Below are 15,046 nucleotides of genomic sequence, written 5' to 3'. Positions count from 1 at the left end.
GGCGCTCAGTACCCCGCGAGCCGCTTCAACCGGAAATACAGCGGCGTGGGGCTGTTCTCGTGCTTCTCCTTGAGCGGGCCGCACATGAGCGGCAGGTACATCACCCGCCGCTGGCTCGCGTCGCCCGTGGCCGTGGCCTGCGCGACGCGGTGCCAGATCCGGCCGTCGTGGATCGTGAGGTCTCCCGCCTCCGCCTCGAGCGCGTACTCGTCCGGGTCGGGCCGGTGGTCGAGGAAATACGCCTTGCGGGTGATCATCTGGAAGAGGCCCTGGCGGTGCGACGAGGGGATCAGCCGCACGCCGCCCTTCGAGAGGGGGGAGTCGTCGAGGTAGAAGCCGACGTTGAGGTAACGGCGCGGCCGCTCGAGATAGAACACGTCGCGCAGGCTGTCCGTGTGCCAGCCGAGGCGCTGGTACGTCGAGCCCTCCTCGCGGCGATAATGGTTGATCACGAGCCCGTCGCGCTCCCGCTCGGCGATCCGGTAGCCGGGCCCGGCCACATCGAGGATGGCGCCGAAGCGAGGATCGCGCAGGAACGCGCGCAGGCGCTCGCCGAAGAGCGACGCGAACACCATGCGCTGGATGTAGCGCGACCCGTCCTTCCTCGTGCCGAGGATCAGCGGGACGCCGTTGATGTGCGTCCTCCCCTCCCCGACGAGCCGGCGATCGATGGCCTCCACCTCCTCGACGAGCGAGCGCACCGCGTCGCGGCCGGCGAAGCCCCGGAAGCGGATGAACCCGTGGGCGTCGAGGAAGTCTCGCTGCTCGGCCGTGAGCGCGCCGCCGAGCGTGAAGTCCGGGAGGCGGAGTCGGCGGTTCGCCGGAGGGAGTCCGGCGGCGGGCTGCGGCTCGCGCGGGGCGACGGCGGGCTGCGGGTCGCGCAAGGTGTGCACGGGGCGTCTCCTTCGCGGGTCCCTAGCGCAGCCGGGCCGCGGCGGGAACAGCCGTCCCACGCCGGCGCGGAATCTGCGCCTCGGCGCACGGCTTGCAGGTTCGTCACACGCGGTGCCGCCTCGCCGAGCCGATCCCGGGGCCGCGGCCAGCCGTCATGTCGAGTCCGTGCGTCGCCCGCCGCGCCGGTGGGCTGCCACCGGGCCTGTCGATCACCGCCCTGCGGCGCGGTGGCACCTGCCTTGCAAACCGGCGTCGCGACCGATGAGCGATCCGCCGGGGCCCGTGGCCGAGGAGCAACAGCGCGGTGAACCGCCGATGGCGCCCGTCCGCGGGAGCGCGCGCCGCGCGCGCGGCCTCCTCTCATGGGGCTTGCCGCTCGCGCTTTGCGTCGCGCTCGGCGCGGCCGTCGGGCTCGGCGGCTACACGTTCCTCTACGCGAAGGGCGCCTCGTACCTGCAGAACGATCCGTCGGCGTGCGCCAACTGCCACATCATGAACGAGCAGTTCGATGGGTGGCAGCGCTCCAGCCACCGCGCTGTGGCGGGATGCAACGACTGTCATGCGCCCCACACGTTCCTGGGCAAATACGCCACGAAGGCGTCGAACGGGTTCTGGCACTCCTTCGCCTTCACCACGGGCCGCTTCCCGGACCCGATCCGGATCAAGCCCGGCAATCTGCGCATCACGGAGGAGGCGTGTCGCGGGTGTCACGGCGACGTCGTGCATGCGATCGACAGCGAGCACCGCGGCGCGCCCCGGCTCTCGTGCGTGCGCTGCCATGAATCGGTGGGCCACCTGCACTGAGGCGCGCCCGCCGCTCGAGGGATGGAGACGATGACGGAGCCCAAGGACGAAGGATCCACGACCGAGCGCCCGAAGGAGCCGGCGCTCCGGCGCTACCTGCCGCTCATCGCGGTCGCGGCGGCGGCCGCGACCGCGGGGATCGCGGCGCTGCTCGTGAACATCTTCGAGCACAAGCAGGAGGCGAAGAACCCGTTCTATCGCGTCGTCGAGCTTGACGACACGATAGACGACCCCGCGGTCTGGGGGAAGAACTTCCCCATCCAGTACGACGGCTACCGGCGCACCGTCGACCAGAAGCGGACGCGCTACGGCGGGAGCGAGGCGGTGCCGCGCACGCCGACCGAGGCCGATCCGCGCAGCGTCGTCGCGCAGTCGAAGCTCGAGGAGGACGGGCGGCTGAAGACGATGTGGGCCGGATACGCCTTCGCGCGGGACTTCCGCGAGGAGCGCGGGCACGCTTACATGCTCGAGGACCAGGTATACACGGAGCGGCAGATCGCGACGAAGCAGCCGGGCACCTGCATCCATTGCCACGCGTCCGTGTACGTGCCGTACAAGAAGCTCGGCGGCGGCGACCTCATGCGCGGGTGGGAGGCGATGAACCAGATGCCGTTCCCCGAGGCGCGCAAGCTCGTGACGCACCCGGTGTCCTGCATCGACTGCCACGACCCGGAGTCGATGCAGCTCCGGGTGACGCGGCCCGGGTTCCTCGAGGGCATCCGCGCGCTCAAGGCGTCGATGGGCGAGAAGGACTACGACGTCAACACGATGGCCACGCGCCAGGAGATGCGCTCGTACGTCTGCGGCCAGTGCCACGTGGAGTATTACTTCAAGGGTCCGGAGAAGCGCCTCGTGTACCCGTGGGCGAAGGGCATCAAGGTCGACGAGATCTACGCCTATTACGAGGAGACGGGCCACGCGGACTGGACGCACGCGGAGTCGGGCGCGAAGGTGCTGAAGGCGCAGCACCCGGAGTTCGAGATGTGGAATCAGGGGGTGCACGCCCGCTCCGGCGTCGCCTGCGCGGACTGCCACATGCCGTACCAGCGGGTGGGGGCGGCGAAGGTCAGCGATCACCACATCCAGAGCCCGCTCCTCAACATCAACCGGGCGTGCCAGACGTGCCACAAGTGGCCCGAGGACGAGCTCCGGCAGCGCGTGGAGACGATCCAGGGGCGCCACGCCGAGACGCGCGATCGCGCGATGGACGCCGTGACCGCGCTGATCGGCGACATCCGCCGCGCCAAGGAGGCGGGCGCGACGGACGAGGCGCTCGCGGAGGCGCGCGCGGCGCAGCGGAAGTGCCAGTTCTTCGTCGACTTCGCCGAGGCCGAGAACTCGTCCGGGTTCCACGCGCCCCAGGAGGCGATGCGGATCCTGGCGTCGGCCATCGACACCTGCCGCCGCGGTCAGCTCGCGCTGCGCGACGGTCCCCATCCGCCGAGCGGCCTCGTCGAGCCCCCTGCGAACTGACGAGCTGGGCCGTGACTCCGCAGCTCTGGCGGAGCGATCCTGTGTCCCTCCATGCATTTGACTCGACTCGATTCAAATGAGGGTCTCATCGCGAGATAGTTCTTGGAACTTTCGGATGAGATCCGTAGGGTGGCCGCGAAAGGGGAAGACGCCATGGCAACACGTCGCGACCGTTCGAGCGCCGCCGCTGGATGTGCTGTGTTTGCGCTGATCTCGGTGTCGTGCGCGTCCGGAGATCCGGGCGCGCCGGCAGCGGAGACGATCCACGTCTCGCACGTGGAGAAGGACACCGTCAGCACGTTCCTGAACCGGCTCGCGACAGAGACTGGCCAGGTCGTCGTGACCCGCGCCGCCGCCCCCGGCGCCTGGCAGAGCGCCCCGCTGACGCAAGATCACGATACGTCGCTGCACCTCGTCGAAGGGCCCTTGCCCGCCGCGCCCCTCCCGGGCGAACGCGCGCGCGTCGGCGGGATCGCCGTTGTCGCCGCCCCCGCTGGCCTGGAGCCCCATGACTGGCTCGGCTCGCACCGCTACCACACCGAGCCGATCGCGGAGACCGAAGTGGTGCTGTCGGGCGCGCGCGGCCGACAGGGGGCCCCCGCGCCGGCCGGGAGGCGCGCGGCGTTCGAGGGCGACGCCGCCGACGTCCGCATCGACGCCGAGTTCCTAAAGGCGCGCCTCAAAGAGCTCTCCGGCGCCGTGCCCGTGACCCTCGGCGGCCGGACGGTCACCCTCCGCGAGCGCGGCTCCGAGAACGGGCGATCCCTGGCCCGCGCCTGGCTGCGCCAGCAGTACGAGGCGCTGGGGTTCACCGTGCAAGAGCACCCCTATCGAAGCGGCTGGAGCCAGGGCGTCAACGTGACGGCGGACAAGCCCGGGGCCGATCCGTCGCGCGTCCTCATCCTCTCGGCCCACTACGACTCGGTCAGCAACGCGGGCGCCGACGACGACGGCTCCGGCGTCGTGTCGTCGCTCGCCATCGCCCGCGCGCTCAAGGACGCGCGCCTGAGCATCGGCCTCCGCGTCGTCGCCTTCGATCAAGAAGAGACCGGCCTCCTCGGCTCGAAGGCCTACGCGAGCATGCTCGACCGGAACGGGCAGCTCGAAAAGGTGGTCGGCGTCCTGGATCTCGAGATGACCGGATACGACTCCAACGACGACGGGCGCTATCACGTCATCCACTGCAACGAGAACACGTCGTCCGAGCTCGCCGCCCTGGTCGAGGCGGCCGCCGCGCGCGGCGAGCTCCGCCTGACCCGGGTGGACGCGTGCACGAACCGCAGCGATCACGCGGCGTTCTGGCGCTACGGCACGCCTTCCGTGGCCGTGTCGCAGAACTTCTTCGGCGACGACGGCAACCCCTGCTACCACGCGCGCTGCGACACGGTAGATCGGCTCAACTGGGACTACATGCGGCGGCTGACCCAGGCCGTCGCGCTCGCCGCCGCCGATCTCCTGATCGAGTGACGCGAGCCGCCGCGCGGCGGGCGAGCGACCGCAGGTCGTCGCTCGTTCCGCCCACCTCCCCGCCTTCCTGCTCGATCACCTGCCATCGTCCGGCAGGGCAAAAAAACAGAGCGCCTGCTCGACGGCGGGGGGGGAAGCCGTCACAGGCGCTCTGCTCTGTCCACACTAGCAGGATGCGGGCCAGGTCCGTCCATGCGCGTTTCGCGGGATCCTGCTCGCGGACGGCGCTCGCTGTCTTTCAATCCTGAGATCGGCGTTTGCAAACCTGGCAGCTCGGCGCTCCCGGAGAGGGCGCGACCACGGCGGCGCTACCGGGCGCGTGACGCGTCGGCGCGGGCGCGCGCCGCGGGGGCGCCCGGCCGGCTCGCGTAGAGGGCGAGGTGCTCGTAGGCGATCGTCGCCCCGGCCAGCGCGGTGATCCCCGCCGTGTCGTAGGCGGGCGCGACCTCGACGACGTCCGCGCCGACGATGTCCACGCCCGCTATCCCGCGCAGGATCTCGATGGCGGTCGCGGTGCTGAGCCCACCGCAGACGGGCGTGCCGGTGCCCGGCGCGAAGCTGGGATCCAGGCAGTCCACGTCGAACGTGACATAGACCTTGCGCCCCTCGACCAGCTCCAGGACGCGCTGGGCCACGGCCGCGGCGCCGTTCCGGTGCACCCAGGGTGCGTCGAGGATCTGGAATCCGTGCGAGTCCGCATTGAAGGTGCGGATCCCGATCTGCACCGAGCGGGCCGGATCGACGATGCCTTCCCGCGCGGCGTGGAGGAACATCGTGCCGTGATCGATCCTCCCCTCGTCGTCGCCGACGCTCCACGTGTCCGAGTGGGCGTCGAAGTGGATCAGCGAGAGCGTGCCGTGCTGCTTGGCGACCGCCCGCAGCGCCGGCAGCGTGACGAAGTGATCGCCGCCGATCGACAGCGGCGCGGCCCCGCCGCGGAGGATGCCCGCGATGTGCGCCTCGATCGCGGCAGGCACCTCGAGCGGCCTGCCGAAATCCCACTGGCAGTCGCCGTAGTCGACGATCGCCAGCTGATCGAGCGGGCTGACCGCGCAGCCGTAAGGGCGGCCTTCGAACGAGAGCAGGGCCGACGCCTCCCGCACGGCCCGCGGGCCGAAGCGCGCGCCGGGCCGGTTCGTCGTCGCCGTGTCGAGCGGCAGCCCCGTCACCGCGACGTCCACGCCCGTCAGATCGCGCGAGTACTTCCGGCGCAGGAACGACAGCGCGCCCGCGTAGGTCAGCTCGAACGACGCGCCGACGAGGCTCTCGGCCGTGAATGCATGATCGCCGCGCACGCTATTCCCCATCTCGACCCGCTCTCACCCCCCGATGAACCGTCGCCGAGAGATACCATGCGCCGCGCGGCAAAACACGGCATCTTCGCCGGCGACGCCCGGCAGCACGGCCCCGCCCGCCCGGTCACCCGCCCGCCCGGGTCAGCTGGCGGATCGCGGCGGCGAGCGACTGGAAGATGGCGATGCCGCGCAGCTCGATCCCGAGGCTGACCATGCGCTGCGCCATCGTGGGCCCCACGCCGACGAGGCTCACGCGGGCTCCGAGCAGCCGTGTCGCCTGCGCCGTCTGCACCAGGGCCGCCGCGGTCGTCTCGTCGACGAGCGGCACGCCGGTCAGGTCGAGCAGCACCCACCGCGCGCGCTCTCGCGCGACGCCCGAGAGCACGGCCTCGAGGATCTGCTGCGCCCTCGCCGCGTCGATGGCGCCGATCAGCGAGATCAGCAGCACCCCGGGCAAGAGGGGGATGACGGGACAGCCGAGCTCCCGCACCGTGCTCGCGAGCGCGCGCTCGCGCTCGTAGGCGGCGGCCAGCATGTCGCGCTCCGCCTGCAGCGCGCTCTCGATCTCTTGCCGCTCGAACGTCGCGACGAGGAGCGACACCCACATGGCCAGCGGCTGGACGTAGTCCGCGAAGCCCTCCGTGTGCAGCCCGCCGAGCACCAGCGTGCCCCAGTCGCGCTGCGCGGTCGCGATCGGGGCCATCACGCAATAACCGCCCGCCTCGTCGGACTGCGCGGCGTCGAGCAGCTCGGGCGGCGGAAACAGGCCGGCCGGGACCCGGCGCCCCACGAGCGCGGCCACGCCCGGATCGCTGGCGTGCACGCCGTCGATGACGACCTCTCGCCCGCCCGGGCCCGGCTCGTCGGCCCAGAGCGCGAGGCACCCGACGCGCACGGAGGTCTGCCGCAGCCACACGAGGCGCTCGTCGGCCCGCACGAGCTTCGAGGCGAGGAGCCTGCTCATCTCCATGTTGGCGCGGAGCAGCCGCTTGAGGCTCTGCACGCTGCTCCGCTCCGACGCCACGACGGCGCGCTGCTGCGCGAGGCGCACGCGGCCGAGGAAGGCCTGCGCTCGCCGCGCCGCGTCCGGATCCGGCGCGCCGGCGAGCTGCCGCGCGGCGGCCTCCTCGACCAGCATCACCGCCGCGAGGAGGACCTCGATCCTGCCGCTGTGCGCGAACGCCGGGGCGAACGCGCGCTCGAGCGTCGCCACGTCCGGGAGCTCCGCCCCGGCGAGCGCCGCGCCGAGGCCGCGCGCGATCACCTCGGCCTCGGGCCAGACCAGGGGGCGCGGCGACGGCGCCGACCCCTCGATCAGGCGGCTCAGCTGCCGGGACAGCCCGCGCTGCCAGTCGCCGCCCGCCGCGTCGAGCTCCGGCGCGGGCGGCGCGGCGCCCCACGCGCCGCTGCCGCACGAGCGCCGCACCACCAGCTCGGCCGAGCCGCGGGTCACGGGCTCTGGCGGCGGGATGCCGTGGATGAGGTCGACGAGCCGCTCGACGGCGATCCTCCCGAGGAGGGCGGGGTCCTGCCGCATCGTGGTGAGCGGCGGATCGCAGTGCTGGGCGACGCTGATGTCGTCGAACCCCACCACCGCGATGTCCTCGGGCACGCGGTAGCCGTGCGCCTGGATCGCGTGGATGGCGCCCATCGCCATCTCGTCGTTCCCCGCCACGATCGCGGAGCAGAATTTGCCGTCGCGGTCGAGAAACTCCTGCAATCGGCGCTCGGTGTAGAACATCGTGCACTCGTCGAACTCGGAGAGCAGGTTGAGGTCCGCCGGGAGCCCGCGCGCCCTCATCGCCTCATCGAACGCCTTGCCGCGCTCGACGAAGTCGTCCGATGTCGATTTGCCGACGTAGGCGATCCGGCGATGGCCGAGGCCGACGAGGTGATCGACGAGCCGGTGAATCGACTCGCGGTTCTCCGCCCGGACGATCGGGTACCGCGGGCCGAGCGGGGGCGCGCAGAAGATGACGGCCGGCTTCCCGTCGGAGAGCAGCTCCTCCAGGCCGTCGATGGTGTACATCGCGATCCAGCCGACCACCCGCTCGAGGCCCAGCCCGCGCGCCAGGACCGTCCGAGGAGGCCCGTAGATCATGAGGAGCTCGTAGCCGCGCTCCCGCGCCGCGCGGTGCATGCCAGCGAACACCATGGCGTTGAAGGAGTTGTCGATGAAGACCGACGCGACCCCGATCACGTTCCGTGTGCGCTGGTCGACAGGCCTCGTGCTCATCCCGGTCGTGTCCTCCCCCGCGTCCAGCGGGCGAGCGTATCACCGACCTCGACGAAACGACTGGGTAACTTCGGCGCCGGCGACCGGGACCGCTCGATCCGGCGCAGTCCTCCTCCGTGCGCGCATGTAGAACATCGTGGACGGCCATACCAGGGCGGTCGATATCACCGAGGCTCCAGCGCGACGCGGGGGCGCAGGCCGGCCGAGGCTCATTGTTTGTAGGGAGCCCTACGCAGGGCGCGAGACCGAGCGGAGGAGCTCGTCGTGGCGGGGTGTGCTCTCACGCCTCAGCGGGCGTGGCCGACAGGGAGCTCCGGGCCGATGCAGCCGCACCCGCACGCGTTGGTGAAGAGCCTCTCCGGCGGCGAGCACGCGAAGTCGAGGAGCATGCATTCTTCCGGATCGTGAGAGACATAGACGACGTTCGTGGTGCCCGGCTCCGGACAGACGACCGGCTCGGGGCTGATGCAGCCGCACCCGCAGTCGTTGTAAAAGAGCGTCTGTCCCTCCGCGCAGATGAAGTCGATGAGGTGGCACTGCTCGATGTCATCCGACACGTAGCGGACGCCCGGATCGCTCGGGTCCGGGCACGCCTGCGGCCCGGGGTCGATGCAGCCGCACCCGCACTCGCCGCCGAAGTACTCCTCCGGCGGCGAGCAGGCGAAGTCGATGAGCGTGCACTCCACCGGATCGTGAGAGACATAACGGACGCCCGGATCGCTCGGGTCCGGGCAGGCCTGCGGCCCGGGGCCGACGCAGCCGCACCCGCACTCGCCGCCGAAGTACTCCTCCGGCGGCGAGCAGGCGAAGTCGATGAGCGTGCACTCCTCGGGATCGTGAGAGACATAACGGACGCCGGGATCCCCCGGATCAGGGCAGCTCCCGCCGCCGCCGGGCGAGGGGCCGCCGCCGGACGAGGGGCCGCACCCGAGCTGTCCGACGATCGAAGAGGCCGCAAGAAACAACAAGGCATAGGCTCGCATGTTCGTCTCCGTATCTTTCTTCAAGAGGGTTGATCCGTGGAGATGCACCTCCCCTTCGAGGCCCGCCTCGGGCCCCCGGGAGGAGATGAGCGTTCAAGCCGGCTCAGGGAGCGCCGCTGACGAAGAGCGTCACCGCCCTCCGGGAGACCTCCGGTGAAGACACCTCGATCAGCAGGACCTCCTCGCGCGGCTCGTCCTCGACCGGCTGGAGCACCACGCGGAGGTCGGCCACGTCCCCGGCCTCGAGGACCACCGGCGCCGTCGCCCCCTCGAGGAGGTACCCGGGCGCCGGCGCGCGCAGGGCGATCGCGTCGATCGCGAGCGGCGCGGCGCAGGTGTGCACGAGCGGGAGGGTGCGGGTGGACGCGGCGCCGACGGCGGTCTCGGGCAAGGCGAGCTCCGGCTCGACCCGGAAGCAGTCGGCGAGCGGGCGGGGCGCGGGCTCGAGGACGCCGCTCCGGGCGACGAGATCCGCCGGCGCGGAGCGGGCCGCGCCGCGCCGCGCCTGGAGGCGCAGCTCGTGCCCGCGGAAGGCGTCGATCTGGAGCGCGAAGCTCCCGTCCTCCTCGACCGGCGCGACCACGGGCGCCCCGGTCCCGTCGAGGTTCACCGCCCAGACGAGATCCGCGCCCTTCACGCTCCCGGGCCCGCCGGTGACATCCATCGGCGCGCCGTCGCACTCGTCGCAGATCGCGCCGACCACGTCCCCGGCGAGCGCAGGCGCGGAGGGCGGCTCCGGGATCGGGTTCACCCCGCACCCGGCGACGCAAGCAACGAGAAGAACCGCGAGCCAGCGCATCAGGCCACCATCCTGTCGAACGGTGTCCTGTACAACCGCCGTGCCAGCGCGCCCCCCGCTGCGTTTCGCGGGCGTCGTGGACCCTTCTTTGTACCATTCTGTACCATAGTGTACCGATGGTACAGGACGGCCTTGCGCCAGGCGCGGTGGTCGACGGCCGCTACGACGTCGTGCGCGCGCTCGGGCGCGGCGGGCTCGGGTCGGTGGTCGAGGCGCGCGATCGGCTCTTCGAGCGCGACGTCGCGCTGAAGGCGCTGCGCTTCGACTCCGCGGGCGCGACCGAGGCGTTCCGGCGGGAGTTCTCGCTGCTCTCGGCGTGCGCTCACCCGCGGCTGCCGCGCGCGTACGACTTCGCCCGGACGACGTGCGGCGGCGCGCCGCTCACGTACGCCACGACGGAGCTCATCCGGGGCCGGACGCTCGCCGAGCACGCGCGGGGGCGCGCCCTCGACGCGGCCCTGCCCGTCCTGCTCGACGCGCTCGACGCGCTCGGGTGGCTCCACGGCGCGGGCATCGTCCACGGCGACTTCAAGCCCGAGAACGTCCTCGTGCGGGACGACGGCGCGGGCGTGCTCATCGATCTCAGCGCGGCGCGGAGGATGCGCGCCGCGGCGGGAGACCTCTCGGGCACGGCGCGGTTCTTCGCGCCCGAGCTCCTCCGGGGGGCCCCGCCGAGCGCGCGCTCGGATCTCTTCGCGGTGGGGCGGACCCTGGAGGCCCTGTTCCCGCTCCTCGCCGGGGCGCCGCCCGCCGCCCTGCGCCGCCTCGCCGAGCGGCTCACCGCGGAGGACCCGGCCAGCCGGCCCTCCGGCGTCGACGAGGTGCTGGAGGCCCTCTCCGCCGGCGGCGCGCCGCGGCGCGCGCCCGCCGTCGTGAGCGAGCCGGGCGAGATCGTCGGCCGGGAGCGCGAGGTCGAGGCGTTCGGCGCGGCGCTCGCGGCGCTGCTCCGCGGCGAGCGCGGGCCGCGCGCCGTGGTGATCACGGGCGAGGAGGGCGCCGGCAAGTCGCGGCTGTTCCGCGAGCTCAAGTGGCGCGCGCAGCTCAGCGCGCCGGTCTTCGAGGGCGCGCCCCGCGGCGAGGATCCGCTCCGCGCGCTGCTGCTCCGCGCGCTCGGCCGCGCCGCGCTCCCGGCCGGCGTCGACGCGCTGCTCGACGCCCGCGGCGAGCTCGCGGGCGGGCGCGGGCGGCCCGGCGACGCTCCGGGCGCGCCCGAGGGCAGGCGCGCGCCGCGCGGACCGCTCGCGAGCGACGCGCCGCGCCGGCCGCTCGTGCTCGCCATCGACGACGCCGATCGGCTGCGGCCGCACGACCGGGCGCTGCTCGAGGCGCTCGTGCGATCGGCCGCGCCGACCGACGCCCTCCTCTGGCTCATCGCCTCCGCCGAGCGGCTCGACGTGGGCGGCGGCGCGGTCGTCGAGCTCCCGCTCGGCCCGCTCGGCGAGGCGGCGGTCCGGGTGTGGACGGCGCCCCTGGCCACGGCGGCGCGCGTGTCGGATCTCCTCCGCGCGAGCGGCGGCCGCCCGCGCGCGCTCAAGGAGCTCTGCGCCGCGCTCGGGCAGCGCAGCCTGAGCGAGGCGGAGCTCGATCGCTTCGTGACCACGATGACCACGCCGGAGCTCTTTCGCCGGCGCGCGGCCGCGCTCGCCCCCGGGGAGACGCGCGCCCTCGCCGCGCTCGCCGTGGCGGATCCGCTCGGGCCCGAGGCCGCCGCGGCGCTCGGCGTGGGGCGCGCGGCCCTCGACGCGCTCGAGGCGGCGGGGCTCGCGCGGCTCGACGGCGAGGGGTTCCGCCTCGGCCAGCCCGGGCAGGCGCGGGCGCTCCTGCCCGCGCTCGACGCGCGCGTCGTGCGCGAGGTCGCGGCGGCGACGGCGGCCCACCTCGCCGGTGAGGGCGAGGCGGCGCTCGCCCCGGCGCTCCGCAGCCAGCGCGCCGCGGACCGGGCGAGGGCGCTCGTCTTCGCGGGCGACCACGAGGCCGCGCGGCGGGCGCTCGCCGCGTCCGAGCCGATGTTCGAGTGGGCGCCGCGCGCCTGGGTGCGCGCGGCGGACGCCGCCTGCGCGGTGCAGCCGGCGCCGCGGACGCTCGTGGCCGCCGCGTCCGCGCTCGAGGCGGCCGGCGATCCGAGGCGCGCGCTGTCGCTGCTCGCCCGGGCGAGGCGCGCGCGGCCGCCGCGCGACGTGGTCGCCGAGCTCTCGTACCGGGCCGCGCGCTGCTGCGAGAAGCTCGGCAAGGTCGAGCGCGCGCTCGGGCAGCTCGGGCGCGCGCGGGCGCTCTCGCCCGGGGCCGCGGGCGGGCGGCTCGCGAGCCTCTCGGCGCGCTGCCTGCTGCGCCTCGGCCGCTACGACGAGGCCCGGCGCGAGGCGCAAGGCGCGCTCGCGGCGGCCGACGGCGGCGACCTCGCGGCGGCCGACGGCGGCGGCGACCTCGCGGCGGGCCGCGACGCCTCGGCCGCGGCGGAGCTCGCCGAGACGCTGGGCCTCGCGCTCGGCTACCTCGGCGACCAGGAGGGCGCCCTCCAGAGCCTCGCGCGCGCCGTCGCGCTGCGGCCCGCGTCGGACTCGCCGCGCGCCCGCGCCCGCACGCTCAGCTACCACGCGCTCCACGCCTACCGCGCCGGGGACGCGGCCCTCGCGGCGCGCGGGTTCCAGGAGGCGCTCGACCTCGCCGAGGCCGAGGGCCTCGGGGACCTGCTCGCGACCGCCGCGCTGAACCTGGGGACGGCGCGGCACCAGCTCGGCGACTGGGGCGCGGCGCTGCGCTGCTACGAGCGCGGGCTGCGGGCGGCGATCGCCTTCGCCAAGGAGCGGACCGAGGCCACCCTGCGCTTCAACCTGGCCAAGATCCACGCGGACGTCGGCCTGCTCGATCGGGCCGAGCTCGGCCTCGCGCGCCTGCGCGCGCCCGAGGGCGCGAAGGTCCCCGAGGAGATCGCCGCGGCGGCGCTCGGGCTCGCCGCGGAGATCGCCGCGGCGCGCGGCGCGCTCGGCGAGGCGGCGCGGCTGCTCGACGAGGCCCGCGCGGGCCACGCGGCGCGCGGCTCGAAGCGCGAGGCGTGCGAGGCGACCCTCCACGCCGCCGAGGTCGCGCTCGCGGCGCGCGACAGCGCCGCGGCCGGCGCCCGGCTGGCCGAGGCCGCGGCGCTGCTCCGGGAGATCGACGCGGCCGACCTCGCGCTGCGCCACGCGACGGCGGGCGCGGAGCTCGCGCTGGCCCTCGGCGACCCGGGCGCGGCCCTGGAGCAGGTGCAGCGGGGCGCGGGCCTCGTGGCGCAGGTCGCGCAGCTCGAGCTCCACGCGAAGCACGAGGAGGTGTCCGCCGAGGTGCTCCGCCAGAGGGCGGCGACGGCGCTGGCCGAGCGGCACCGCACGGCCGCGATCGAGTGCTGGGAGCGCATCGGGAGCACGCTCCCGGCGGAGCTCGCCGAGGTCTTCTGGCGGCACCCCCGGCGGGCCGCGCTCCGCGGCGGTCCCGCGCGGCCGGCGGCCCGCATGGAGCTCGTCATGAAGCTCCTCGAGATCAACCGGCGCCTGAGCTCGACGCTCGACGCCGAGGAGGTGCTCCGCCTCGCCATGGACGCGGCCATCGAGCTGACCGGCGCCGAGCGGGGGTTCGTGATCCTCACGTCGGCTGCACGCGATCCACGCGATTCGCGCAATCCCCCCGATTCCCCCGGAGGGCAAGCGAAGGTCAAGCTCGAGGTCGCGGTCGCGCGGAACCTCGATCGCGAGCGCGTCGGCAAGAGCCAGCTCAAGTTCAGCCACGGGATCGCCAAGCGGGTGGTCGAGCGCGGGGAGGCGGTGCTCACGGTCGACGCGCTGGCCGACGCGCGGTTCCACGGGAGCGCGTCGGTGCACGCCCTGCGGCTCCGGTCGATCGTGTGCGTGCCGATCCGCGCGCACGGCGCGGTGCTCGGCGCCGTCTACCTCGACAACCGGTTCCAACGCGGCAAGTTCGCGGAGGGCGACGCGGATCTGCTCGGCGCCTTCGCGGACCAGATCGCGGTCGCGCTGCACAACGGCCGGCTGATGGCCGAGCTCAGGGAGCGCACCCGGGCCCTCGAGGAGGAGCAGCGCCGGGTCGCGGAGCTCATGCGCTCGCAGGCGGACGAGATCGAGCGGCTCTCGCACGAGCTCGAGCGGACCCGCGCGGACGCGCGCCGCGACTTCCCGGAGATCGCGGGGAGGAGCGCCCCGATGCGCGCCGTGCTCGCGCTCTGCGAGCGCGTGGCGGAGAGCGACGTGACGGTGACGGTGACGGGCGAGAGCGGCACGGGCAAGGAGCTCGTCGCGCGCGCCATCCACGCGGGCGGGCCCCGGCGGGGCGGGCCGTTCGTGGCGGTCAACTGCGCCGCGCTGCCCGAGGCGCTGCTCGAGTCGGAGCTCTTCGGCCACGTGAAGGGCGCCTTCACCGGCGCCGTCCGGGACCACGGCGGCCTGTTCCTGTCGGCGCGGGGCGGCACGCTGTTCCTCGACGAGCTCGGGGACACGCCGATCGGCGTGCAGGCGAAGCTGCTCCGCGCGCTCCAGGAGCGCTCGATCCGCCCGGTGGGCTCGGACCGGAGCGTCCCCGTCGCCGACGTGCGGGTCGTCTGCGCGACGAACCGGGATCTGCGGGAGGAGGTCGCGCTGGGGCGCTTTCGCGAGGATCTCTACTACCGGGTCAGCGTCATCGAGATCCGCCTGCCGCCGCTCCGCGAGCGCCCGGACGACATCCCGGCGATCGCGCAGGCGATCGTCGAGAAGCTCTCGGCGCGCCAGGGCCGCCCGGCCTTCCGGCTGTCGCGGGGCGCGCTCCGGCGGCTCATGTCGTACGGCTGGCCCGGCAACGTGAGGCAGCTCGAGAACGTCCTCTCGCGCGCGTGCGTGCTCGCGCCGGGCCCGGAGATCGGCCCCGCCGACATCCAGCTGCCGGCGGCGGCGCCCGCGCCGCGGGCCCGGTCGCGCGCGGACTACCGCGGCGCCGAGGCGGAGCGGATCCGCGCCGCGCTCGCTCTCGCCCGCTGGAACGTGTGCGAGGTGTCGCGGAGCCTCGGGATCCCGAGGACGACGCTGTACCGGAAGCTCGCCCGGTACGGGCTCTTGCGGGAGGGGTGAGC

At 74.0% G+C, this 15,046-nt stretch carries 9 protein-coding genes; 4 read left to right on the top strand and 5 right to left on the bottom strand.

The genetic code is table 11. The annotated features are described in order from the left end of the window. Positions 1–5: 5 nt before the first annotated feature. Entirely contained in the window at positions 6–893 is an 888-nt protein-coding gene (locus WMF20_RS08995; protein ID WP_437612413.1) for a phytanoyl-CoA dioxygenase family protein, read from the bottom strand. A 316-nt stretch (positions 894–1,209) separates the two neighbouring features. On the opposite strand from WMF20_RS08995, the gene nrfH reads away from it, so the two are divergent. The 3 genes from nrfH (at position 1,210) to WMF20_RS08980 (ending at position 4,638) form a co-directional block, all read left to right on the top strand. Then, the gene (gene nrfH, locus WMF20_RS08990) at positions 1,210–1,698 is read left to right on the top strand and encodes a cytochrome c nitrite reductase small subunit (RefSeq protein WP_437617094.1); all 489 of its coding nucleotides are present in this window, start codon (positions 1,210–1,212) and stop codon (positions 1,696–1,698) included. Between the two features lie 30 nt (positions 1,699–1,728). Then, entirely contained in the window at positions 1,729–3,171 is a 1,443-nt protein-coding gene (locus WMF20_RS08985; protein WP_437612411.1) for an ammonia-forming cytochrome c nitrite reductase subunit c552, read from the top strand. A gap of 198 nt (positions 3,172–3,369) precedes the next feature. Then, positions 3,370–4,638 carry a M28 family metallopeptidase gene (locus WMF20_RS08980; RefSeq protein WP_437612409.1) on the top strand — a complete coding sequence of 423 codons (1,269 nt, stop codon included), beginning with the start codon at positions 3,370–3,372 and terminating at the stop codon, positions 4,636–4,638. Positions 4,639–4,946: 308 nt separating this feature from the next. Here WMF20_RS08980 and speB read toward each other — a convergent pair whose 3' ends face one another. The 4 genes from speB to WMF20_RS08960 all read right to left on the bottom strand — a co-directional run bounded on the left by speB (position 4,947) and on the right by WMF20_RS08960 (position 9,951). Continuing rightward, positions 4,947–5,945: an agmatinase gene (gene speB / locus WMF20_RS08975; RefSeq protein ID WP_437612407.1), complete on the bottom strand. Its 999-nt coding sequence runs from the start codon at positions 5,943–5,945 to the stop codon at positions 4,947–4,949. Between the two features lie 112 nt (positions 5,946–6,057). Next, positions 6,058–8,169, bottom strand: a complete 2,112-nt coding sequence (locus WMF20_RS08970; protein WP_437612405.1) for a substrate-binding domain-containing protein — start codon at positions 8,167–8,169, stop codon at positions 6,058–6,060. A 287-nt stretch (positions 8,170–8,456) separates the two neighbouring features. Beyond that, complete coding sequence (locus tag WMF20_RS08965; protein ID WP_437612403.1) at positions 8,457–9,176, bottom strand: hypothetical protein; 720 nt, start codon at positions 9,174–9,176, stop codon at positions 8,457–8,459. A gap of 79 nt (positions 9,177–9,255) precedes the next feature. Further along, the gene (locus WMF20_RS08960) at positions 9,256–9,951 is read right to left on the bottom strand and encodes a hypothetical protein (RefSeq protein ID WP_437612401.1); all 696 of its coding nucleotides are present in this window, start codon (positions 9,949–9,951) and stop codon (positions 9,256–9,258) included. 116 nt (positions 9,952–10,067) lie between these two features. Between WMF20_RS08960 and WMF20_RS08955 the strand changes: the two genes are divergently transcribed. Further along, positions 10,068–15,044, top strand: a complete 4,977-nt coding sequence (locus tag WMF20_RS08955) for a sigma 54-interacting transcriptional regulator (RefSeq protein ID WP_437612399.1) — start codon at positions 10,068–10,070, stop codon at positions 15,042–15,044. The last annotated feature ends 2 nt before the right edge of the window (positions 15,045–15,046 follow it).

It is taken from the genome of Sorangium sp. So ce834 (assembly GCF_051521425.1).
In the GTDB taxonomy this organism is placed as follows: domain Bacteria; phylum Myxococcota_A; class Polyangia; order Polyangiales; family Polyangiaceae; genus Sorangium; species Sorangium cellulosum_D.
The sequence above is the reverse complement of the archived record's forward strand: the minus strand, read 5'-3'. Positions and strand labels throughout refer to the sequence as shown.

What these genes read in the sequence shown, in the direction of transcription:
- WMF20_RS08970 (WP_437612405.1), bottom strand. Translation starts at nt 8,169, where the DNA reads ATGAGCACGAGGCCTGTCGACCAGCGCACACGGAACGTGATCGGGGTC.
- nrfH (WP_437617094.1), top strand. Translation starts at nt 1,210, where the DNA reads ATGGCGCCCGTCCGCGGGAGCGCGCGCCGCGCGCGCGGCCTCCTCTCA.
- speB (WP_437612407.1), bottom strand. Translation starts at nt 5,945, where the DNA reads ATGGGGAATAGCGTGCGCGGCGATCATGCATTCACGGCCGAGAGCCTC.
- WMF20_RS08985 (WP_437612411.1), top strand. Translation starts at nt 1,729, where the DNA reads ATGACGGAGCCCAAGGACGAAGGATCCACGACCGAGCGCCCGAAGGAG.
- WMF20_RS08955 (WP_437612399.1), top strand. Translation starts at nt 10,068, where the DNA reads ATGGTACAGGACGGCCTTGCGCCAGGCGCGGTGGTCGACGGCCGCTAC.
- WMF20_RS08960 (WP_437612401.1), bottom strand. Translation starts at nt 9,951, where the DNA reads ATGCGCTGGCTCGCGGTTCTTCTCGTTGCTTGCGTCGCCGGGTGCGGG.